General features: G+C 70.3%; 20 protein-coding genes. 11 read left to right on the top strand and 9 right to left on the bottom strand.

What is annotated here, in order from left to right:
• Window positions 1-212: 212 nt before the first annotated feature.
• On the bottom strand, window positions 213-860 hold the full coding sequence (locus WMF14_RS08730) for a BON domain-containing protein (protein ID WP_437799984.1): 648 nt from the start codon (window positions 858-860) through the stop codon (window positions 213-215).
• Between the two features lie 284 nt (window positions 861-1,144).
• Window positions 1,145-1,717 carry an Hsp20/alpha crystallin family protein gene (locus WMF14_RS08725; protein WP_437799982.1) on the bottom strand — a complete coding sequence of 191 codons (573 nt, stop codon included), beginning with the start codon at window positions 1,715-1,717 and terminating at the stop codon, window positions 1,145-1,147.
• Between the two features lie 530 nt (window positions 1,718-2,247).
• Here WMF14_RS08725 and WMF14_RS08720 point away from each other — a divergent pair.
• From WMF14_RS08720 to WMF14_RS08695, 6 genes are all read left to right on the top strand, one after another.
• Window positions 2,248-2,901: a BON domain-containing protein gene (locus tag WMF14_RS08720; RefSeq protein ID WP_437799980.1), complete on the top strand. Its 654-nt coding sequence runs from the start codon at window positions 2,248-2,250 to the stop codon at window positions 2,899-2,901.
• Between the two features lie 100 nt (window positions 2,902-3,001).
• Window positions 3,002-3,481: a redoxin domain-containing protein gene (locus tag WMF14_RS08715; protein ID WP_437799978.1), complete on the top strand. Its 480-nt coding sequence runs from the start codon at window positions 3,002-3,004 to the stop codon at window positions 3,479-3,481.
• Entirely contained in the window at window positions 3,478-4,026 is a 549-nt protein-coding gene (locus WMF14_RS08710) for a DsbA family protein (protein ID WP_437799976.1), read from the top strand. The genes WMF14_RS08715 and WMF14_RS08710 overlap by 4 nt, the downstream gene beginning before the upstream one ends.
• 7 nt (window positions 4,027-4,033) lie before the next feature.
• Window positions 4,034-4,654 carry a 2Fe-2S iron-sulfur cluster-binding protein gene (locus tag WMF14_RS08705; RefSeq protein ID WP_437799975.1) on the top strand — a complete coding sequence of 207 codons (621 nt, stop codon included), beginning with the start codon at window positions 4,034-4,036 and terminating at the stop codon, window positions 4,652-4,654.
• Window positions 4,651-5,640 (top strand): FAD binding domain-containing protein, encoded by a 990-nt coding sequence (locus WMF14_RS08700; RefSeq protein WP_437799973.1) that lies wholly within the window; start codon window positions 4,651-4,653, stop codon window positions 5,638-5,640. Before WMF14_RS08705 ends, WMF14_RS08700 begins: the two co-directional genes overlap by 4 nt.
• 9 nt (window positions 5,641-5,649) lie before the next feature.
• The gene (locus tag WMF14_RS08695; protein ID WP_437799971.1) at window positions 5,650-7,962 is read left to right on the top strand and encodes a xanthine dehydrogenase family protein molybdopterin-binding subunit; all 2,313 of its coding nucleotides are present in this window, start codon (window positions 5,650-5,652) and stop codon (window positions 7,960-7,962) included.
• Window positions 7,963-8,603: 641 nt separating this feature from the next.
• Here WMF14_RS08695 and WMF14_RS08690 read toward each other — a convergent pair.
• Window positions 8,604-9,569, bottom strand: a complete 966-nt coding sequence (locus WMF14_RS08690; RefSeq protein WP_437799969.1) for an NADP-dependent oxidoreductase — start codon at window positions 9,567-9,569, stop codon at window positions 8,604-8,606.
• 166 nt (window positions 9,570-9,735) lie between these two features.
• Here WMF14_RS08690 and WMF14_RS08685 point away from each other — a divergent pair, with 166 nt between their 5' ends.
• Window positions 9,736-10,179, top strand: a complete 444-nt coding sequence (locus tag WMF14_RS08685) for a DUF2267 domain-containing protein (protein ID WP_437799967.1) — start codon at window positions 9,736-9,738, stop codon at window positions 10,177-10,179.
• 29 nt (window positions 10,180-10,208) lie between these two features.
• Window positions 10,209-10,808 carry a hypothetical protein gene (locus WMF14_RS08680; RefSeq protein ID WP_437799966.1) on the top strand — a complete coding sequence of 200 codons (600 nt, stop codon included), beginning with the start codon at window positions 10,209-10,211 and terminating at the stop codon, window positions 10,806-10,808.
• A 47-nt stretch (window positions 10,809-10,855) separates the two neighbouring features.
• Here WMF14_RS08680 and WMF14_RS08675 read toward each other — a convergent pair whose 3' ends face one another.
• Complete coding sequence (locus WMF14_RS08675; RefSeq protein WP_437799964.1) at window positions 10,856-11,206, bottom strand: hypothetical protein; 351 nt, start codon at window positions 11,204-11,206, stop codon at window positions 10,856-10,858.
• Window positions 11,207-11,412: 206 nt separating this feature from the next.
• Here WMF14_RS08675 and WMF14_RS08670 point away from each other — a divergent pair, with 206 nt between their 5' ends.
• Window positions 11,413-11,658 (top strand): BON domain-containing protein, encoded by a 246-nt coding sequence (locus tag WMF14_RS08670; protein WP_437799962.1) that lies wholly within the window; start codon window positions 11,413-11,415, stop codon window positions 11,656-11,658.
• A gap of 12 nt (window positions 11,659-11,670) precedes the next feature.
• Here WMF14_RS08670 and WMF14_RS08665 read toward each other — a convergent pair whose 3' ends face one another.
• The 4 genes from WMF14_RS08665 to WMF14_RS08650 are packed head-to-tail and all read right to left on the bottom strand — an operon-like array spanning window position 11,671 to window position 16,297.
• Window positions 11,671-12,543 (bottom strand): HvfC/BufC N-terminal domain-containing protein, encoded by an 873-nt coding sequence (locus tag WMF14_RS08665; protein WP_437326411.1) that lies wholly within the window; start codon window positions 12,541-12,543, stop codon window positions 11,671-11,673.
• On the bottom strand, window positions 12,527-13,435 hold the full coding sequence (gene bufB, locus WMF14_RS08660; protein ID WP_437799959.1) for an MNIO family bufferin maturase: 909 nt from the start codon (window positions 13,433-13,435) through the stop codon (window positions 12,527-12,529). Before bufB ends, WMF14_RS08665 begins: the two co-directional genes overlap by 17 nt.
• A 2-nt stretch (window positions 13,436-13,437) precedes the next feature.
• Window positions 13,438-15,444 (bottom strand): ferritin-like domain-containing protein, encoded by a 2,007-nt coding sequence (locus WMF14_RS08655; protein ID WP_437799957.1) that lies wholly within the window; start codon window positions 15,442-15,444, stop codon window positions 13,438-13,440.
• Between the two features lie 10 nt (window positions 15,445-15,454).
• Window positions 15,455-16,297: a DUF2267 domain-containing protein gene (locus WMF14_RS08650; RefSeq protein WP_437799955.1), complete on the bottom strand. Its 843-nt coding sequence runs from the start codon at window positions 16,295-16,297 to the stop codon at window positions 15,455-15,457.
• Between the two features lie 935 nt (window positions 16,298-17,232).
• On the opposite strand from WMF14_RS08650, the gene WMF14_RS08645 reads away from it, so the two are divergent.
• Together WMF14_RS08645 and WMF14_RS08640 are read left to right on the top strand one after the other, a co-directional pair.
• Entirely contained in the window at window positions 17,233-17,583 is a 351-nt protein-coding gene (locus tag WMF14_RS08645) for a hypothetical protein (RefSeq protein ID WP_437799953.1), read from the top strand.
• A 12-nt stretch (window positions 17,584-17,595) separates the two neighbouring features.
• Window positions 17,596-18,444, top strand: coding sequence for an aldo/keto reductase (locus tag WMF14_RS08640; protein WP_437799951.1), 849 nt, complete (start codon window positions 17,596-17,598; stop codon window positions 18,442-18,444).
• 250 nt (window positions 18,445-18,694) lie between these two features.
• On the opposite strand, the gene WMF14_RS08635 is transcribed toward WMF14_RS08640, so the two are convergent.
• Entirely contained in the window at window positions 18,695-19,894 is a 1,200-nt protein-coding gene (locus tag WMF14_RS08635; RefSeq protein ID WP_437799949.1) for an alcohol dehydrogenase catalytic domain-containing protein, read from the bottom strand.
• Window positions 19,895-20,357 lie beyond the last annotated feature (463 nt).

Here is a 20,357-nt window from a genome sequence, read left to right as displayed (position 1 = left end):
ACCGAAGCCCAGCGTCTCACCGGCGTGCCTGCTCGCCGCAATGAGCGTCTAGCTCACTTAGCTCACTCCCCCGGGAGCGCATGATGCGGGGCGCGGCACGGGCCACGGCGAACAAGGTGCCGCCCGTGAACGGTGTCAAGTGACCGCCGCCCAGCGGCGATGAGGCCTGTCTCGCGCCGCGGAGCCTCTCCGGGCATCATCTCCGGGCATCATCACGCCTCGACCGTGATGAGGTTCTCCACGTCGTGGACCCCCGGAGCCGCCCAGGCTACCCGCTCGACCTCCTCTCTCTCGGCCCACGAGCGCACGCCCCCGTGCAGGGTCACCTCGCCGTCCACCACCTCGATGCGGATGCGCCGGGCATCCAGCAGGGCGCTGCGCCTCAAGGCCTCCTCGATCCGAGCTTTCACCTCCGTCGGTGTGACGCTCGGCCCGACCGTGATCAAATTGCTCACCCCCCTCACGCCCGGAAGTTTGCGGACGGCCCTCTCCGCTGCGTTCTTCTGGAACCGCCAGCTCACCTCGCCTTCCAGCTTCAGCCAGCCGTTGCTCACCGTGACCTTGATCTTGTCGGCTGGCACGAGGATGTTCCACTCGAGCGCCCTGACCGCCGCGGCGGCGACGTCCTCATCGGTGCGCCTGTCGGGCAGCTTGACGTCAAGCTCATTGACGACGGCCCTGACGCCGTAGACGCGCCTGGCAGCCTCCTCCGCGGCCTGTTTCTCGGCGTAGGTGGAAGCGTGGCCGCGGAGGGTGACGACACCGGCCTTGACCGAGACGGCGATGTGGGCCGCGTTCACGCTCGGCTCCCACGACAGCTCGCTCACGACGTCACGTTGCAGTTCGATGTCGGTCTTCATGTGTCACTCCGTTGGGCACGACCGCCGATGCGACCGGGCTCGACCTCCGGCCTCGCTGCGGCCTCCCCGGCTGTGTCTGCGTCGTAGACGCCACCTCGGCACCGTGGAGGTCCTGACGAGCTGATCGGCCACCTGCCGGTGGTCCCCCTGAGCCCGCATGGATTCGCGGTCCCGGATCGCCCCGGAGCCCGGAGCCGGCGCGGCGTCCCGGCTGGCGAGAAGGCCTGGCCGGACGTCGCGCCGTCGCGAGGACGATCAGGCGAGACCTGGCGACTTCCCAGGTCCTACGCCGCCTTCTTCTCGCCCTTCTCGGCCGCCGTCCCGCCCCTCTCGGCCGACTGTCCGGACGGGAGCTCCTTTCCGCCCGCCTCCTTGCCGCCGCCGATCTGGACGCGGCGCGATTGCATCTCCGCCTTCTTGGGCACCGTGATCCGGAGCACGCCGTCCCCGAACTCGGCCCTGAGCCTGCCGAGATCGGCACCTTCCGGCATCACGAACGAGCGGCTGAACGCCCCGTAGGAGCGCTCGTAGGCGAAGAACCGCTCGTCCTCGCGCCGCTCCTCCTCCTCCCGCCTGCCGCTCACCGTGAGCCGGTTGCCGGTGATCGAGACCTCGAGGTCCTGCTCGCGCACGCCGGGCAGGTCGAGGTTGAGCACGTAGCTGTCCTTGGTCTCCTTGATCTCGACATTGGGCTCGAACACGGTGCTCGCTGCCTGGACCATGCCAGCGAACGGGTCGGCGCCCATGAGGTCACGAATGATGCGGAAAGGATCGAGCGCGCGGAGCGGATCCGTCATGCGCGCAGGCTCCCAGGCGGTCGCGAGCGGCTCGCCTCGGCGAATGTTCAGATTGGCCATCGTACCCTCCTTCTTCCTCCACCAACCAATATAAGCATCAATCGTGCGCAATGAGGATAAATCGTGCGTGTGCAATGAGGATAAATCGTGCGCACCGCACCGGCGGCGCAAGTGCGCAACGCGCGCCGGCGAGCCTCCCCTCGCGTTCGCCGGATCGAAGCGCTCGGGAGCGGACGTGTGCCAGACTGCCATTCATCCGGTCACGCAGGCGAGACAGGAGGAGGGAGCGCGAGGGCTCCCGATCGACGGTTCATGCCGCTCGAGTGCCTCTCCTCTCGACCGCTGAAATTAATAATGAGAAGAAGGGAGCGGCCTGGCCATGGGCCGGAGTGGCTCGCGCGATGCAAGCTCGCAAGGCCAAGGCTGCGAGGCCGGCCCGGGGGAAGGTCACGCGTGCCAAGCGCCAAGGAGAACCCGGCCGAGGTTGTACAGCTGCGTTCGCTCTGACGCTGCCGGCCGGGTGAGCCAACCGCCTGGCGGTACAGGAAGAACAAGCCAGAACCGACGCAAGCAAAGGAGAGCGATCATCAATGGACGACAGACAACTGCAGCGGGATGTCCTCGATGAGCTGGCGTGGGAGCCGAGCGTCAATGGAGCCGAGATCGGCGTGGCGGTCAAGGACGGCATCGTCACCCTGACCGGCCGCGTGCAATCATTTGCGGAGAGGTACGCGGCCGAGCAGGCGGCCAAGCGCGTCTACGGCGTCAAGGCCGTCGCCAACGAGCTCGAGGTCAGGCTGCCGGGCAGCAGCCAGCGCACCGACGAGGACATTGCTGCGGCGGCCGTCAGCGCGCTCAGATCTAACGTGCTCGTGCCGGCCGACAAGATCAAGGTCACGGTCAGCAAGGGCTGGTTGAGGCTGGAGGGCGAGGTGGAGTGGCAGTTCCAGAAGGACGAGGCCGAGCAGGCCGTCCGCAATCTGGTAGGCGTGCTCGGGGTGAGCAACTTGATCACGGTCAAGCCGCACGTCTCCCCGGCGGAGATCAGGTCCAAGATCGAGGACGCCCTCAAGCGCAGCGCCGAGATGGACGCCCGGCGCATCAGCGTCGATGTGGTGAACGGCGGCAAGATCGTCCTGCGCGGGAGCGTGCGCTCGTGGGCCGAGAGGGAGGAGGCCGAGAGAGCAGCCTGGTCGGCGCCCGGGGTCTACAGCGTCGAGGACCTCATCACCGTCTCGCCCTGAGCCGACCGCCGCCGCTGGCCGCTCGACCGGGAGCCCAGATTGCTTCTTGCGGTACCCGGTGAGAGCACCATGCTGCCAGCAAGTAGGGGGAGGAACCATCATGGCCCAACCGATCGGCCCGGGCGCGGCCGCGCCCGATTTCACACTGGCGACCACGCCCGACCAGAAGGTATCGCTGAGCGATTTCCGCGGGCAGCCGGTCATCCTTGCCTTCTACCCGGCCGACTGGAGCCCCGTGTGCGGCGACCAGCTGGCGCTCTACAACGAGAGCGAGGTCCGCAGCGAATTCGAGCGACACCACGCCAAGCTCCTCGGAGTTTCCGTCGACGGGGTGTGGTGCCACCTCGCGTTCGCCCGCGACCGAAAGCTGCGTTTCCCGCTGCTCGCCGATTTCGAGCCGAAGGGCGCGGTGGCGCGGCAGTACGGCGTCTACCGCACGCATGACGGCATCGCCGAGCGGGCGCTGTTCGTCGTCGACGCGGAGGGCAAGGTGGCGTGGAGCTACGTCTCGCCCGTCGGCATCAACCCCGGCGCTGACGGCATCCTCGACGCGCTGGACAAGTTAGGAGGTTCGAAATGAGCAAGCTGACACCGCCGGTCGGCCCCGGCGACCACATCCTCGGTGACGCGGACGCGCCCGTCACGCTGGTCGAGTATGGCGACTTCGAGTGCCCATACTGTGGACGCGCCCACCTCGTGCTCCAGGACGTGCTGAGCCGGATGGGTCGCGACGTGCGCTTCGTCTTCCGCCACTTCCCGCTCGCCGAGCTGCACCCGCACGCGCTCGCGGCGTCAGAGGCCGCCGAGGCCGCGGGGGCGCAGGGGAAGTTCTGGGCCATGCACGACACACTCTTCGAGCAACAGGACGCGCTCGGGCTCGAGGACCTGGTCGGCTACGCCACCGACCTCGGGCTCGATACCGAGCGCTTTGCCGACGAGCTCGCGAGCCACGCGCACCTCGACAAGGTGAAGGCCGACGTCCGCTCCGGCGTGCGCAGCGGCGTCAACGGCACGCCGGCGTTCTTCATCGACGAGGTGCGCTTCGACGACAGCTGGGACGCGGATACGCTCACGGCCGCGTTGCGCGCCGCGATCCGCGCGAAGGCGCTGGCGGCGACGGGGTGATGGCGCGATGGTCGTCGCCGATCGACAGCGCCCGGCCGGAATGGATGCGGGCAGAATGGATGCGGGCATAGGAGCGTCGCAGTCCCCTGAGGGCTGCGTGCCCGTGCGTCTCCGAGTCAACGGTGAGCTTCGCGAGCTGCGCCTCGACCCGCGCACGACGCTGCTCGACGCGCTGCGCGACCATCTCGACCTGAACGGGAGCAAGAAGGGGTGCGACCTCGGGCAGTGCGGGGCCTGCACCGTGCTCGTGGACGGCCAGAGGGAGCTTGCCTGTCTCGCGCTCGCCGTCGCGCACCAGGAGGACGAGATCACGACGATCGAAGGGCTCGCGGACGGCGACCGGCTCGACCCCGTGCAGGCGGCCTTCATCGAATGCGACGCGCTCCAGTGCGGCTACTGCACGCCGGGTCAGATCATGTCGGCCGTGGCGCTCCTCGAGGAGGCGCGCCGCGGCGTCCCCAGCCATGTCACGCTGGACGTCTCCGCGCCGCCCTCGCTGGGTGCGCTCTCCGATGAGGAGATCCGCGAGCGTCTCAGCGGCAATCTCTGTCGCTGCGGCGCGTACCCGAACATCGTCGCCGCGGTGCGCCGGGCGCGGGATCTGAACGGGGGAGGAAGCGCGGCATGAAGCCGTTCCGCTACATGGAAGGCGAGAGCGCCGAGGCTGCGACCCGCGCGGTGACCAGCGCGCCGGGGGCCGTCTTCTTCGCCGGCGGCACCACGTTGATCGACCTCATGAAGATCGATGTGGTGTCGCCGGACACGCTGGTCGATATCCGTCGGCTGCCGCTCGCCTCCATCACGGAGGACGGGGAAGGCGTGCATATCGGGGCCAACGTGCGCAACAGCCAGCTCGCGTGGCACGCGACCATCCGCGAGCGCTACCCCGTCCTCTCCGAGGCGATCCTCTCCGGCGCCTCGACGCAGCTGCGCAACATGGCCACGACCGCCGGCAACATCCTGCAGCGCACCCGGTGCCCGTACTTCCGCGACGTGCACGCGGCGTGCAACAAACGGGAGCCCGGGTCCGGCTGCGATGCCATCGACGGATTCAATCGCAGTCACGCCGTCCTGGGCACGACCGAGCACTGCATCGCGACCTATCCATCCGACATGTCCGCAGCGCTCGTCCTCCTCGATGCCGTCGTGCGGACGCGGAAGCCGGACGGCACGACGCGCAGCATTCCCCTGGAGGACCTTCACCTGCTCCCGGGCGACACGCCCGAGCGCGAGACGGTGCTGGAGCATGGAGAGCTGATCACCCACGTCGATCTGCCGCACCTCTCCTTCGCCCGCCGCTCCCATTACCTCAAGGTGCGGGATCGGGCGAGCTACGAGTTTGCCCTCGCGTCGGCGGCCGTGGCGCTCGACATGGATGGCGAGACGATCCGCGCGGCCCGTGTGGCGCTGGGCGGCGTGGCCACGAAGCCGTGGCGCTGCCCCGAGGCCGAGCGGGTGCTCGCCGGGCGGCGTGCAACGGCGGACAGCTTTCATGCCGCCGCGGACGCCGCGCTCGCGGGCGCTGTCCCCCGGCGGCACAACGGCTTCAAGATCGAGCTCGCTCAGCGCGCGCTAGTGCGTGCGCTGAGCGAGCTCACGGCCCGGGCGGCCTAGGAGTCGACGATGGCGACTGGCAACTGCCTGATCGGCACACCCGTCAGCCGTGTGGACGGGCGAATGAAGGTGACCGGCGGCGCGCGGTACGCAGCCGAGACCAGGTTCCCCGCGACGGCGCACGCGGCGCTCGTGGGCAGCACGATCCCGAGCGGCCGGGTGGTGCGCCTCGACGTGGCGGCTGCCGAGCGTGCGCCGGGGGTGCTGCTCGTGCTCACCCATGAGAACCGTGGACCGCTCGGCGAGATGCCGACGAGCGCGGACTGGACGGGGATGGCGCCCGAGCGGCGCCCCCCGCTCGAGGACGCGCGCATCCATCGCTACGGCCAGTACGTGGCGATGGTGGTCGCCGACACGCCCGAGCAGGCGCGTTACGCCGCGTCGCTCGTCCAGGTCGCGTACGAGCGCGCGCCCTTCGCCGTGGCGATGGAGCAGGCCCTGGAGACCGCCGATGTGCCGCGGCAGGTGTTCGGCGAGGAGCTGCAGGTGCAGCGGGGCGCGTCGCTCGCGGGCGCGCTCGCCGCGGCCGAGGTGCGCCTGGACGTCACCTACGCGACGCCCAACGAGCATCCGTGCGCGCTGGAGCCGCACGCGTCGGTCGCCTCGTGGGACGGCGACACCCTCACGGTGTACAACGCGACGCAATGGGTGCGGGGCGACCGGGCCGTGCTCGCGGCGGCGCTCGGGTTGCCCCAGGAGAAGGTCCGGGTGCTCGCGCCGTTCGTCGGCGGCATGTTCGGCTCGAAGGTCGCAACGGGCTGGCATACGGTCCTCGCCGCGCTCGCCGCCCTGAGGCTGAAGCGGCCGGTCCGAGCGGTCCTCACCCGCGCGCAGGTGCTCACCAACGTGGGACATCGCACGGAGACCGTGCAGCGCTTCGAGCTGGGCGCGACGCGAGGCGGGACGCTCCTGGCCCTGCGCCACCACACGCGCGTGCACACGGCCGCGGACGAGCGCCTGGACGGAGAGGGGTTCCTGGAACCGACGAGCTGCACCTCCCGGCTGCTGTATGCCTGTCCGAGCTACGAAGCGACCTACGACTGCGTGCGCCTGAACGTGATGGCGCCTGGATGGATGCGGGCACCAGGCGAAGCCCCCTGTATGTGGGCGCTGGAGAGCGCGATGGATGAGCTCGCCCTCGTGCTCCGGATGGATCCGGTCGAGCTGCGGCGCCGCAATCACACGGACATCGATCCACACCGCGGAGCTCCGTTTTCGAGCAAGCACCTGCTCGCCTGTTACGAGCGGGGCGCCGAGCGGTTCGGGTGGGCGCAGCGCACGCCGGAGCCGGGTTCGATGCGCGATGGCGACGCGCTCGTCGGCTGGGGGATGGCGACGGCCACGCACCCCGCCTGGCTCATGGGCGCGACCGCGCGCGTGCGTCTCGAGCGCCGCGGGACCGGCGTCCGCGCCGTCGTCTCGACGGCGGGTGTGGACGTAGGGACCGGCATGTACACGATGATGGCGCTCGTCGCGGCGGAAGGGCTCGGCTTGCCGCTCGCTCAGGTCACGGCCGAGCTGGGCGACACCCGGCTCGCGCCCTGCCCCCCTGCGGGCGGCTCGAACCTGACGGCCAGCACGGCGCCGGCGATCCTGGATGCGTGCGCCGCGCTCCGCCGGGAGATCCTCGCGCTCGCCGCGGCCACGCCGAGCGGCCTTTCGGGTGCGGCGGACCAGACCGGCGAGCTCCCGTGCGCGGAGGGGAGCCGCCCCCGCCGTCCGCCGCTCGCCATCCACATCGATTATGCCGAGCTGCTGGCGCGCATCGGGCGCGACAGCCTGGAGGCCGAGGGCAAGACCGAGCCAAGGAGCCTGCATGACGACCGCTTCACGTTCCAGTCGTTCGGCGCGCACTTCGTGGAGGTGCGCGTTCATCCGGACATCGGCCACATCCGCGTCTCGCGCGTGGTGAGCGTCTTCGACGTCGGGCGGGTGCTGAACGCGAAGGCGACGCGCAGCCAGCTCATCGGCGGCATCGTCTTCGGCATCGGGCAGGCGCTGCTCGAGGAGCTGGCCTACGACGGAGCGCATGGGCAGCCGATCAACGCCGATCTTGCCGGCTATCTCGTGCCCGTCCATGCCGACGTTCCGGACATCGACGTGAGCTGGCTCGATGAGCCGGATCTGGTCTTCAACGCGATCGGCTGCCGCGGTGCCGGGGAGATCGGGATCACCGGCGTCGCGGCGGCGATCGCGAATGCGGTCCATCACGCCACCGGCGTCCGCGTGCGCGGCCTGCCCATCACGCCGGAGAAGCTGCTCTGGGCGCCCGCAGACAGGCAGCCCGCGCCAGGGGCGAGCCGACCCCAGGGTGCCGGATGAAAGAGCTCTGAGAGGTCGTGAATGCCTGTGTTCCGGCGTGCCGCGCTTCGGATCGAACCTGGGCCAGCTCTCCCAGGCGTTGAGCCAAACCTGACCTGCGACGTCGCCGCGATCGCGCTGTGGGACCCCCAGCCTCTCCAGCCAGCGCAGCACGGCGCGAACCAGCGTCGAGCAAAACAGGCGCGCGTGCGCGGCGGCCCGCTCGTCGTGATTCGGCGGACAACACATGGCTTTACTCCCTCCGGGCAATCTCCCGTCCTCTGATCACGCGTCAGCACCACGAGCAGGGACACCGAATCGGCGTCCACGACCTGTGGCTCGACACCTCGCCGAGCGGCTACCCCAAGTGCGGCCGCCCTGACCGCCCGGGCTTTCGTCAAGGGCCGCTCACGCTCTGCGCCTGGACCGCCGCGCTCGCCTGGGACGCGCTCCGTGCTCTCGGTGACGCCGTGCTCTCGGTGACGCCCTCCCGCGCGCTTTCACCTCGCCCACCCGCGCACGCTGCGGCGCTGGGTGCTGATGCGCGACGCCGACCTGGGCTTCGCCGCCCGGAGTCAACCGCTGTCAGACGCACGGCCTGTGCTGCCAAGTGAGGCGGAAGTGGATTCTGGCAGTACGAAAGGCTGTGGGGGCGTTTGGTGCTAGCGAATGTGGAGCACGATCTTGCCGAGCACGTGTCCCTGCGCCAGACGCTCGTGGGCTTTGGCCGCCTCGGCGAGTGGATGGGCTGCCGCGATCGGCATCGTGAGGTTCGCCACTTCCGCAGCGCGTGCCAGACGCTCGAGCTCGCGCCGGTTGGACACGGCGTCATAGGCGATGACCTCCATCCCGTGTCGCTTCTTCGGCGGAGACTCGACGCCGTTTGGGTACGCGACGCGACCGCCCGATCGGACCAGCTCCATGGCGTGCGTGAGCACCTGGCCGCCCGCCAGCGCGAGCACGGCGTCGATGCCATCCGGCGCGAAGTGCTTGCCCGCCTTGAGCATGTCGCCGTGCCGCGCGTCGACGGTCGCGTCGGCGCCGAGCTCACGCACCAGCTCCTGGCCATCCTTGCCCGAAGCGGTCGCGAGCACGCGCGCGCGGCGCAGCTTGGCGAACTGGACCGCCAGCGTCCCCACGCCGCCCGACGCGCCATGGATGACGACGGTCTGCCCTTCCTTGATGCGAAGGTGCTCGTCGATGCCCTGCAGCGCGGTGAGCCCGGTCGTCGGAATCGCGCCGGCGAGCGCGAGCGCGAGGCCGCGGGGAGCATGCCCGACTCTCTCGTCGAGCACGGCGACGTACTCCGCGTAGAAGCCGCCCTTCGGGTTCCTCCAGCTGTAGGAAAACACGCTATCGCCCACCGCGAGGCCAGCGACGTTCGGGCCGACGGCGGCGACCGTGCCGGCCCCGTCGGTGCCGAGCACGAGCGGAAAATCGGCGCGTCCTTCCGGCAACCAGCCTTGTCGGATCGCCGTGTCCCACGGCCCGACGCCGGCCGAGTCGAGCGCAATCAACACCTCGCTCGCTCCGATGGTGGGTACCGGCAGCTCGTGGATCGTGAGCACCTCCGGTCCCCCGAAGCGATCGATCGCAGCGGCGCGCATGGTCTTCGGTATTTCTCTCATCTCGCTCACACTTCCCGCGCGCGGATGCTGCAGGAAGCGGACCACCCACGCCGCGCTCAGCGAGGCGCGAGGGACACCTGCGATCGCCGTCGAACGTTCGCGTGCACGCGCATTCCCGGCTTCTCATGCGACCTCGGCGTCCTAAGTTGTGGTGGAGGGGGGCATCATGGCGGACGCGAAGCCAGAGGCGAAGCCGCTCGAGCGCGACGAGATCCTGCGTGCGATCGAGCGCGTCGTCCCTCCGGGCTTGGACCCGAAGGATGCCTTCGCCGCGGTGATGTGCTCGCTGGAACGGCGGCTCACGCGCGGGGAGGCCATCCACGTCCTCGCCGAGCTGCCCGCCTCGGTGCGTCGGTTCATCAGGACCTGCGCGATGCACCGCGAGGAGCACGCCCCGAAGGGGGACACGAGGGCCTTCCTCGAGCAGGTGGCGGCGCACCTGCACCGATCCGCCGAGGAGGTCGAGCCGATTGCGCGTGAGGTGCTCGCGGTCGTGCAGAGCCGGCTGTCGGCCAGGGCGATCTCACACATCAGCAGGCAGCTCCCCGCGGATCTGCAGGATTTCCTGGCCGAGGCGAGGGATCAGGGGACGCCGCCGGAACGTCGCTGAGCCCAGAGAGACGGAACAGAGGGGAAGTCATGCCGAGTCCGCCCATCGGGTGCCGCGAGTTGGAGTTGCTCGTCCACGAGGCGCTCCACGTCCACAACGAGCACGCCCGCGCGACTTCGGAGAGCGTCCGGCGCAAGCTCCACGCCCGCTTGCTCGAGCTGGAAGAGCGCTTCGAGCGGGTGCTCACGGAGTCGGTGTCCGACGAGGCGGTCCGCCGCGCCTGGCGCGAGCACCTCCACGCGCGGGGTCCGGCTCCGGCGGAGCCGCCCCCACCGCCCATCATCGTCTTCAGGGGACGCTCCGAGGCCGGATCCGAGGTCGTCGTGCGCGCCGCGAGCAACGGCGAGCTCCGCGTCGAAGTGGACGGCGCGCTCTTGAATCGCACGGTCGCGCTGGCTCTCCGTCAGGATGGAGAGCGGTCGTTCTTCCCGATCAAGGGCGTCGGCGACTTCGGCGAGACGTTCGTCGCCTCCGCGGAGGCCATCGAGGCGTTGCGCGCCTGGGTCGACAAGCCCCGCGGGGAGCCGCCGTGGGAGCACCTGCGAGAGCTTGCCGACGACGGGCTGGTCGGCAAGGACTTCGCGCTCACGCCGCGCGGGCGGCGCGCGCTCGGCCGTACCGCAACCTGACCGAGATCGCCGTCCCGCGCCCGAGCGCGCGCGGCCCGCGCGGCCTGTCACATCAGCGCATTCAAGGCGCCGTGCAGGTGGGCGGCAGCCACCTCGATCTCGCGGTCCTCGTACTGGGCTGCTCGCACCTCCGCCGCGATCACGCCGCAGCGGTGGAGCTTCTCGAAGTCGCCGTAGGGGAACTTGTACCTTCGCCTGTCGCTCTCCTCCTCGTCCTCGTCGATGCCCAGGAACCACTTCTGGTACTCGTCGATCCCGTGCTCCGCGAGGAACTCGTTCTCCTTCTCCGCCGAGGGCTTGTGCTCGCTCCAGTCGTCCCTCTTGTCGAGAACGAACATCTTCTGCCCGATGAGGATCTTCGCGTGCTGGAACGCTCGCTGATTCAGCTTCACGCTCATGATGGCCACTGTCCTGATTCGAGGTCCGCGCCTCCGCCGAGCTCGACTTCGCTCGCCCGCGCGGGCGTGATGCGGTCCGGCCGGCGCCGCGAGGGAGATTCAAGCCGCGTACCAGATCCCGGCGTCAGCTCGCCGCCCGTGAGCGTCGGCGCGAGCTCCGGGATATCTGGCGCTCGGGGCCCGTGGGGCCGCTCCGGCCTTACACCATGCAGATGGGCCCCTACTACGAACCGGTGCGGCACAGCGACACCGAGATCCTGCGCGACGTCGAGGAGAGCCTCGCCCTCGACTCGTGGGTCAAGGAAGGGGCGATCAAGGTCGACGTGACCGGAGGCGTCGTCACCCTCACAGGGACGGTGGCCTCGCTCGTCGAGAAGCGGTGTGCGGGCGACGACGTCTTCGACGTGGCGGGGATCGTCGACGTACTCAACGAGCTCGGCATCGCGCGCTGATCCCGGAGGGATCTACCTGCCTCGTGTCAGCGAGACCATCCCGAGCCCCTCTGCCGTGGGCAGCCAGAGCAGGAGATCCACCAGCGCCGCGCTCCTGTCCTCGCCCGTCGCGGCGGCGACCTCCCCGGCCAGCGCGACCAGCGGGCGCGGGCTGCCGCAGCTCGCCAGCGCGCGTCGCTGCCAGGGCGCGACATCGGCCAGCACGGGCCGATACGCGACGCGGCTGACGGCGAGCAGCGAGGGCCGCGCCTCGGGGAGGGCGGGGGCCTCGCCGCGATCGACGGCCGACAGGAAGCCACGCACGTCGTGCCCCAGCGCGGCCACCCGCAGACACGGCGCGGCCACGACGTAGAGCTCGTCCCGGAGGAGCGGCGAGAAGCCGGTGACGTCGAGACGCGCGCCATCCTCGTCCGGGAGCCCCGGCGCCCGGAGCGCCTCGATCCGGGCGCGCTCGGCGCGGGCGAGATCGATCGGTAGCCGGAGGAGCGAGCGCCGATCCTCGGGCATGACCTCGTCGGGAGGGCGCGTCCGCTCGAGGTGGTCGGCGAAGCCTTCGCCGAGCATGAAGAGGCTATGGTGCCGCGGCGGCCGTGACGCGAGGTAGCCGGTCGCGAAGCGCTCGAACAGCGCGTCGCCGAGCAGCGCGCGGACGGCCGGGTAGTCGGCCCGGATGCAGGCGAGCAGGCGATCGAGGTAGCCGCGCGCGTAGATCGAGAGCCGCTCGACCGCGTCGGCGCCCTCCGGGACGCGGATCGTCCGCGCCTCGCCGTAGCGCTCGCGCGCGCGGCAGAGGCCGGCGGGGACGCCGCCCGGCGTGGTCACGGCGAGCCGCAGCCAGTCCTGGAGCGCGGAGAGCGACGGCGCGCCCTCAGGGGGCGAGGTCATGAATCACTCCGGGGAGCCAGGGGGCGTCGTCGCGCACGGGGCCCGAGAGCGGCACGTCCGGCAGCTCGCCAGCGAGCACGGCGCGTGCCTTGTCGAGCTCCGCGACGAGATCCGGATACGCGGGGATCGCCGCGTCCCACTCGAGCAGCGTCGGGACGCCGCCCGTCCGCTCCTCTGCCAGGCGATAGAGGCGCCAGACCGGCGTGGGCACGGGGTGATCGTGGGTGTCCACGAGGTAGCGGCCGAAGGACGTCGGGCCGGCGATGTGGATCTGCACGATCCGATCGTGCGGCAGGCCCTCGATGTACCGCTCCGGGTCGAAGCCGTGATTGAACGACGACACGAAGACGTTGTTCACGTCGAGGAGCAGGCCGCAGCCGGTCCGCTCGGAGAGCGCGCCGAGGAACTCCCACTCCGGGACGGTGGAGGCGGCGTACTCGACATAGGTGCTCGGGTTCTCGAGCACGAGCGGCCGGCCGAGGAAGTCCTCCACGCGGAGCACGCGCTCGGCCACGTGATCCAGGGCCTCCTCGGTCAGCGGCAGGGGCATCAGATCGTGGGTGTTGTGACCGGCCACGCCGGTCCAAGAGAGGTGATCCGAGATCCAGGCGGGCTCGACCCACGCGGCGAGCGCGCGGAGCCCTTCGAGGTAGTCCATGTCGAGCGGATCGGAGGAGCCGATCGAGAGCGAGACGCCGTGCATGACGATCGGGTGGGAGCGCGCCAGCGCCCCGAGCACGTGACGCGCGAAGCCGTGATCATCCATGAAGTTCTCGCTGATGATCTCGAGCCAGTCGACACGCGCCGGGTGCCGGAGCAGGTGGTGGAAATGGCATGACCGGAGCCCGAGTCCGAAGCCGAGCTGGGGCATGCCGAGGCGGGCGGGGCGCATGGTCAGGTCGAGGGCGGGAAGGCCACGCGCAGATCGTCGGCGGGGGGTGGCGCGCTCGGCGGGGTCTCGCCGCGCGCGCGGAGGACCTCGCAATAGGCCCTCCAGGCGACGTCGTAGACGGGGTCGCCGTAGGCGAAGGGCATCGTGCCGATCGACCTGGGCTCCGCGTCCGGCCCGATGTCGAACAGCGCCATCTCGCCGCTCGACGGGTAGAGCTGCGAGGCCGAGATGGGGACGGCGCAGCCGCCCAGGGCGCCGCACTTGTTGTCGGTCGGCGCGCTGTAGAGCATCCCGCGATGGCCGCAGCTCGCCTGGGACTTGATCGTCGTGCCGCAGCTCGTCGCGCCCCCGCCGCCGCCCCCGCGGCAGCTCCCGCCGCCCGCCACCGATTGCACGAAGCCGCAGCCGCCCTGGGCCTTGCAGGCGTTCGAGCCCTTGCAGGTGTGGTAGGTCGTGATCGCGGGCATCTCGCCGGAGCCGGGGTGGGCGAGGTCGAGGCCCTGGCATGCATGATAGAGGACGCCTTGCCTGGGCTGCTCGGTGCCCAGCGCGAGGTCCGGGGCCTCGCCGAGCACGGCCCAGCAGATCGACACCCGATCTCCCGAGCCGACCATCGAGGGGTAAGGGAAGCCGACGTTCGGGTCCTTCCAGTAGCCGTCGAGCGCGCGGGTGACCCCGGCGATGGCGCCGGCGGCCACCTGGCTGAGTTGCCGCCGCACGCTGCCGTCGGCATTCCTGGCCTTGAGCCGGTTGAGCGCCGCGGCGACGTCGGCCGCCCGGGGGACCTTGTCAGAGGCCTCGTCGGTGTCGCCGATCGTGAGGTCCCTGGCCGTCCACGGGGTCGCGCCGTGCGAAGCGTGCCACGCGTCCCAGGTCACGAGATGGGGGAGGAGCTCTTCCCTGATCTCGAGGAAGCGCGCGTAGTGATCCTTGCGGTCGTTGTCGAAGCGGGCCTTCGCGTCCGCGGAGGGCAAGAGCTTGCCGTCGTCGTCGTAGCTCGGGTAATCGAGGGTGAGGCCCTTCTCGGACGAGCGGTAGTCGGTCGCGACCTCGTTCGCGAGGGAAGCGAGCGCCTCCCCGTGGCCGAGCAGCACCGCGCGCAGGGGCGGGGTGATCGTCCTGCCCTCGCCTTGGTCCGTGATGGCGCTGATGATGTCGACGGCGGCGCCGAGCGCCTCCTCCGCGCCGATGGTCGGGAGCACCGCCGAGATGCCGGGGTACTCGGGCATGGGGTGCCCGCCGGTCGGCGTGTTGAACAGCTCGCGCTGCACGGAGCTCGGCGCATAGACGTGCTGCCAGAGCGTCGTCCCGTCGCGATAGCGCATGGTCATGTAGTGAACCATGCACTCGTACATGTATCCGATGGTCCCGAACATCGGGAGATCGGCCTCGGTCTGGTCAGGGGTCCAGCCGGCGAAGGGCACGGCGGGGAAGTACTTGTCGAGCTTCTGGGGATCGATGCGCTGCCTGGCCTGGTTCTCCGGCGCCTCGACCGCGAGGAAGAGCTCGATCTGGGCGGCGGAGAGCGGCCCGAGCACGACCTTGGCGGAGGCGTGGGTCGTCGTGTCGCGGAGATCGATGATGTGGGGAATGACGGTGTTGTCGGGGCTGAAGCACTTCCAGCCGTCGTCCTCGGTCTGGAGGATCGAGCTCGTGAAGGTCGGCGTGACGCCCATGCTCGTGGCGAGGTTGGCGGCGAGCTGGAGGTGCAGCATCTCCTGGACGAAGATGCTGAAGATGATGTTGAAGGCGCGCTCGTTGGCGCTCTCCGGCGCGTGCGTCGGCGCGGAGCCGGGCCACCTTCGTCCCTTGTAGAACGTCTGCTCGGAGGCGTTGATCGGGTGCATGCCCTGGATCGAGTACATGGGCACCATGTAGAGGGGGATCGTGAACAGCTCGACGGTGACGGCGGCCTGCGCGAGGGCGCGCAAGGCAGAGGCGTCGATGGAGAGGTTCTTGGGATCGCGAGCGTGGACGGGATCGATGTGGATCGACTCGACGGTTCTCATGGTGACCCTCTCATGCGGCCAGGCGGCGGCGACTCCAGAGCTCCTTCAGATCCGAAGGGAGCTGCGACTCGACGGCGATGACCTCCTCCGGCAACTCGGCCTGGATCGCGGAGAACACCGCGCGGGCGACCGCCTCCGCCTGGGTCGGCGTCGTATCGAGGTGCTCTGCCACCATCTGCAGGAACTTGTCGCGGCCGAAGCGCTCCGGCCGCTCGCCCCGGTGCGTGACGCAAGGGAGGACCAGCCTGCGCAGCGGCCGAGGCAGGGCCTCCGCCAGATCCTTCGCCTCGCCGCCGCTGAGCCGGCGCGACAGCACGCACAGCACGGCGCCGGCCGCGTCGGGCGCCTCGACGCCGACGGGGAGCGTATCGTCCCGCTCGAGCCGCTCGAGGATGCGCGCGGACTTCGCGTCGAGTGCGAGCCCGCCCGCTGGCGGCGCCTCTCGAGACGTCACGGCCCGCAGCGTCTCGGCGGCCCTCTCGGCGACGTCGTTCTGGGCGATGTCGGAGAGGCTGATCACCCCGCGGAGGTGCCCCTCTTCGTCCGCGCACACGATGCGCGCCTTGCGCGCCAGGCTCATCCGCGCCTCCGCCACCTGGACGTCGTCCTCCGGCCGGCAGGCGACCACCTCGCGGGTCATCACGTCGTCGATCGAAGCCGACGGGGGATTGCCGTCGGCCACGTTGCGGATCGCGATGTCCCGATCCGTCACCGTGCCGAGCACTTTGCCCGAGGCGTCGCAGACCGGGAGAAACCCGATGTCCTCTGCGCGCATCAGCAGCGCCGCCTTCTGCACGGTGGTGTTCGGCAGCACGGAAACGGGGTTGCTGTTCATCAGCTCGCTACAGAGCATGGCTCCCTCCCGAGCGCCCGGTCGTCGGGATTGCGCCCGCGAGCGAGAGATCGAGGCCCTGGGGAGCAGGCCCGACCCTCTCCTCGATCACGGAGACGTACTCGCACGGAGACGTACTCGGCGTAGCAGCCGCCATGCGGGTTGGTGAAGCTGTAGGAGAACACGCGATCTCCCACCGCGAGCCCGGTGACGCTCGATCCGACGGCGGCGGACGTCGACCGGAGGTCTCGCGCCGCGGTACAGGCGCTCGCGGCGCCCGAGCTCCGGTAGCTCCCGCGCTTCGGCGGCGGCAATCCCGTCCTCCGGGACCCCGAGCCCGTGGACGGCCTCGTCGTTGAGCACGCGGACCCCGCCGGAAGCGATCGCCCCCATCGCGAGCTCCTCGTGCCCGGGGACACCCAGCTTGCGAACGACGAAGACATCCAGCGGCGCCCCCAGCCGGCGGGCCACCTCGTAGCCGACGGGGACGCCTCCGCGCGGCAGCGCCAGCACCACGACGTCCGGCCGCCGTGCATAGGGCTCGAGCGCCGCTGCGAGCCTGCGGCCGGCGTCGAAACGACCTCGGAACAACATGGTCCCCTCGCCGCGCGAGATCGTAGTCTCGTGAAGGTGAATCGAAAGCCCCGACGGGGCCCTCTCCCGCGAGGCGCCGCCGCGCGACGAGCAGGCTCGGCGCGCGGGTCGGGACACCCCTTGCCAGTCCATGACGAGAGCGCCACGAGCGGCCGGAGGGCACTTCCATGGCTCGCATGAGAACCATCACCGAGGCTGCCGGGCCCGCGAGCCCGGAGCTCGGTCGCATCCTGAAGATGGTGGATGAGACCGTCGCGCACCGTCGCGCGCGGAGCGCGCGCCCTCCTCCGCGGCGCGCCGCAGGGGCTGGTCCTTCCCCCCATCTTCCATCTAGAGGGTAGAGGCTGAGGCTGAGCGCAACCATGGCAGTGAAGCTGAACCAGCGAGCGTACGATCACGCGAAGGCGCTGGTCGAGGATCGAGAGGTCGTCCTTGACCAGCGGGACGCGTGGAGCGAGCACCAACCCTCGGCGGAGGACGAGAACCGGTACATTCGAGAGCACGGGATGGGCGAGTACGGGAAGTGGTTTTTGGCCATCGACACGGAGGAGGGCGAGGACACGAAGGGCCGGTACAAGTTCCCTTACGGCGACTTCGAGGCCGTCCACCGGTGCGGGGTGCTCACGGCGGAGTCGCGGGCCGGACAGTACAAGTACCAGGACATCGAGCTCGCGGCGGCCCACCTGCACGGGATGCTGGACGCGCTCGGCTGAAGGAGGTCCGCCATGGCAGTCGATGCCGTCCGCACGATCGCGCTCCCGTCCGGCAAGGAGATCCCGGCGCTGGGGCAGGGCACCTGGCACATGGGCGAGGACGCGCGGCGTCACGCCGAGGAGGTCGCGGCGCTGCGGCTCGGCCTCGATCTCGGCATGACGCTGATCGACACCGCCGAGATGTACGGGGACGGCGCCGCCGAGCAGCTCGTCGGCGAGGCCATCATCGGCCGCCGCGACGAGGTCTTCCTGGTCAGCAAGGTGCTCCCGTCCAACGCATCGAGGAGGGACACGGCCCTCGCCTGCGAGGGCAGCCTGCGGCGCCTCGGCACGGACCGGCTCGACCTCTATCTCGTGCACTGGCGCGGTCCCACGCCCCTCTCGGAGACGATCGAGGCGTTCGAGGCGCTCGTCCGCGCGGGTTTGATCCGCTTCTGGGGTGTCAGCAATTTCGATGTCTCGGACATGGAGGAGCTCGCCGGCATCCCCGGCGGCCCGGCGGTGCAGACCGATCAGGTGCTCTACAACCTCCAGCGCCGCGGCATCGAGTGGGATCTGCTGCCCTTTTGCCGCGCGCGCCGGATCCCCATCATGGCCTACTCGCCCATCGAACAGGGCCGCCTGCTCGAACATCCCACGATCCGGCGCGTGGCGGTCCGGCACGGCGCGTCGCCGGCCCAGGTGGCCCTCGCCTGGGTGCTCTCCCACGACGGTGTCAGCGCCATCCCCAAGGCGGGCACGCCGGCGCACGTGCGCGAGAACCGCGCCGCCCTCGACATCCGCCTCACGGAGCAGGATCTCACCGCGCTCGATCATGCGTTCCCGCCGCCGGATGGGCCGCGTACGCTCGAGATGATCTGAGGCGTCGCCGCGGAGCTGGCCGCAGCGTCGGGGACGCGTCCAGGCCGTAGCCCGCGCGAGCTGCGGCAGGCGGTGCCGGCCCGCGCGCGCGGACCGGGGCTGCTGCGAGGCCCGCAGATCGCCGAAGCGCAGGAGCAGCCCTGCTCTTCAGCGGCACGTCGCTGCTGCTGATCGGCCTCAGCGCAGGGTCCGCCGTCCCGGCGCGCCCGTGACGATCGCGCCGCCGCGGCGCGGCCCTCGGGCGTCCGTTCTACGCCGCCTTCCCCAGGCTGCCGTGGGGGTCGATGATGTACTTCTTCGGCTCCCCCCGGTCGAACAACTGATAGGCCTCGACCGCCTGGTCGAGCTTGATGACCTCGGGGTTGATGACCTCGCTCAGGTACTCCATCCGGCCCCACAGAATGGCCATCATCAGGTCCCGGTTGTATCGCATGATGGGCGCCTGGCCCGCGGTCATCGAGGGCGACTTGATCCACGCCTTGCCGAAATCGAGGCTCAGCTTCCCCCTCTTGTGCTCCTCGTCCTTGGCGTAGGGATCGCCCTCCGCGTAGATGCCGGGGACGCCCATCGCGCCGCCGGCGCGGACGACCCCGAAGAGCGCGTTGATCACCGCCTCGGGCTCCTCCTCGCCGGCCATCTTGCCGTAGCCGTGCGCCTCGAAGCCCACGCAGTCCACGCCGCAGTCGACCTCTCGCTCGCCGAGGATCGCCTCGACCTGATCGGGCAGCGGCGTGTGCGAGGTCGTGTCCACGACCTCGTACCCTGCCCTCTTCACGAGCGCCCGCCGGGCGGGGTTCGGGTCGCCGACAATGATGCAGGACGCGCCCAGGAGGCGCGCGGCGGCGGCGGCGGCGCGGCCGACCGGGCCGGCTCCGCCGATGTACACCGTGGATCCCGTCTTCACCCCCGCCTCCATGCACCCGTGGTATCCGGTCGGGAGGATGTCCGAGAGGAGGGCAAGCTCCTTGATCTTCGCCATCGCCCGGTCCTTGCTGGGGAACTTCAGGAGCTGGAAGTCGGCGTAGGGCACCATGTGGTACTCGGCCTGCCCGCCCTGCCAGCCGCCGAGGTTGAAGCCGTACGCCCCGCACGCGACCGCAGGGTTCGTGTTCATGCACACGTCGGTGTGCCGCTCCCGGCAGTTGCGGCAGCGTCCGCACGCGACGTTGAAGGGCACCGAGACGAGATCGCCCTTCTTGATGTACTCCACGTCGCTCCCCAGCTCGATCACCTCGCCGGTGATCTCGTGGCCGAGCTGGTCCCCCTTCGGGAACGGGAACCGGCCCCGGTAGATGTGCATGTCGCTGCCGCAGATGTTGGTCGCCAGGACCTTGAGGATGACCGCGTGCTCCAGCTTCCGGCCGCGCGGATCGGCCATCTTGGGATAGTCCCTGCTTTGAACCTCGACCTTCCGAGGCCCCTGATACACAACCGCACGATTGGCTGCCATGACCCCATTCCCCTTTCCCGTCGAGCGCCCGGGCGGCGCCCTCGACCCGCGACTCCCAGCGAAACGTAGGATGTCGGGCGAAGACGGCCCTCCGCCTTCCATCCTTCCTCCGTGCCCGGTCGCCGCATCCGGCGTTCGGGACAGCGGTCCTCGTGGGATCGCGAGGCGAGCCATCGACGCAACGCCGGTGCCACCAGGATGATGCTCCGAGCGCACCAAGGCCCTGCATGAGCCCGGTGAGGCGCGATCACGCGCGCCCGTCACCGTCATGCGCGCGCCGCGACGGTGGTCACGGGCCCGGGGCCGTGTGCGCGAACCACTCATGCATCACGGGCACCACGGGCCGACCGAGCAGGCGAGCGTCGCGCTCGAACGCCTCCGGGAGGGGGTCGGGCGCGCCGCGCAGCAAGGAGGCGGCCAGGTTCGCCAGAGGCGACAGCGGGCATCGGGTTTGCTGCCGCGT

Source organism: Sorangium sp. So ce693 (assembly GCF_051521375.1).
Classification (GTDB): domain Bacteria; phylum Myxococcota_A; class Polyangia; order Polyangiales; family Polyangiaceae; genus Sorangium; species Sorangium atrum.
This window is presented reverse-complemented; position numbering and strand designations above follow the sequence as displayed.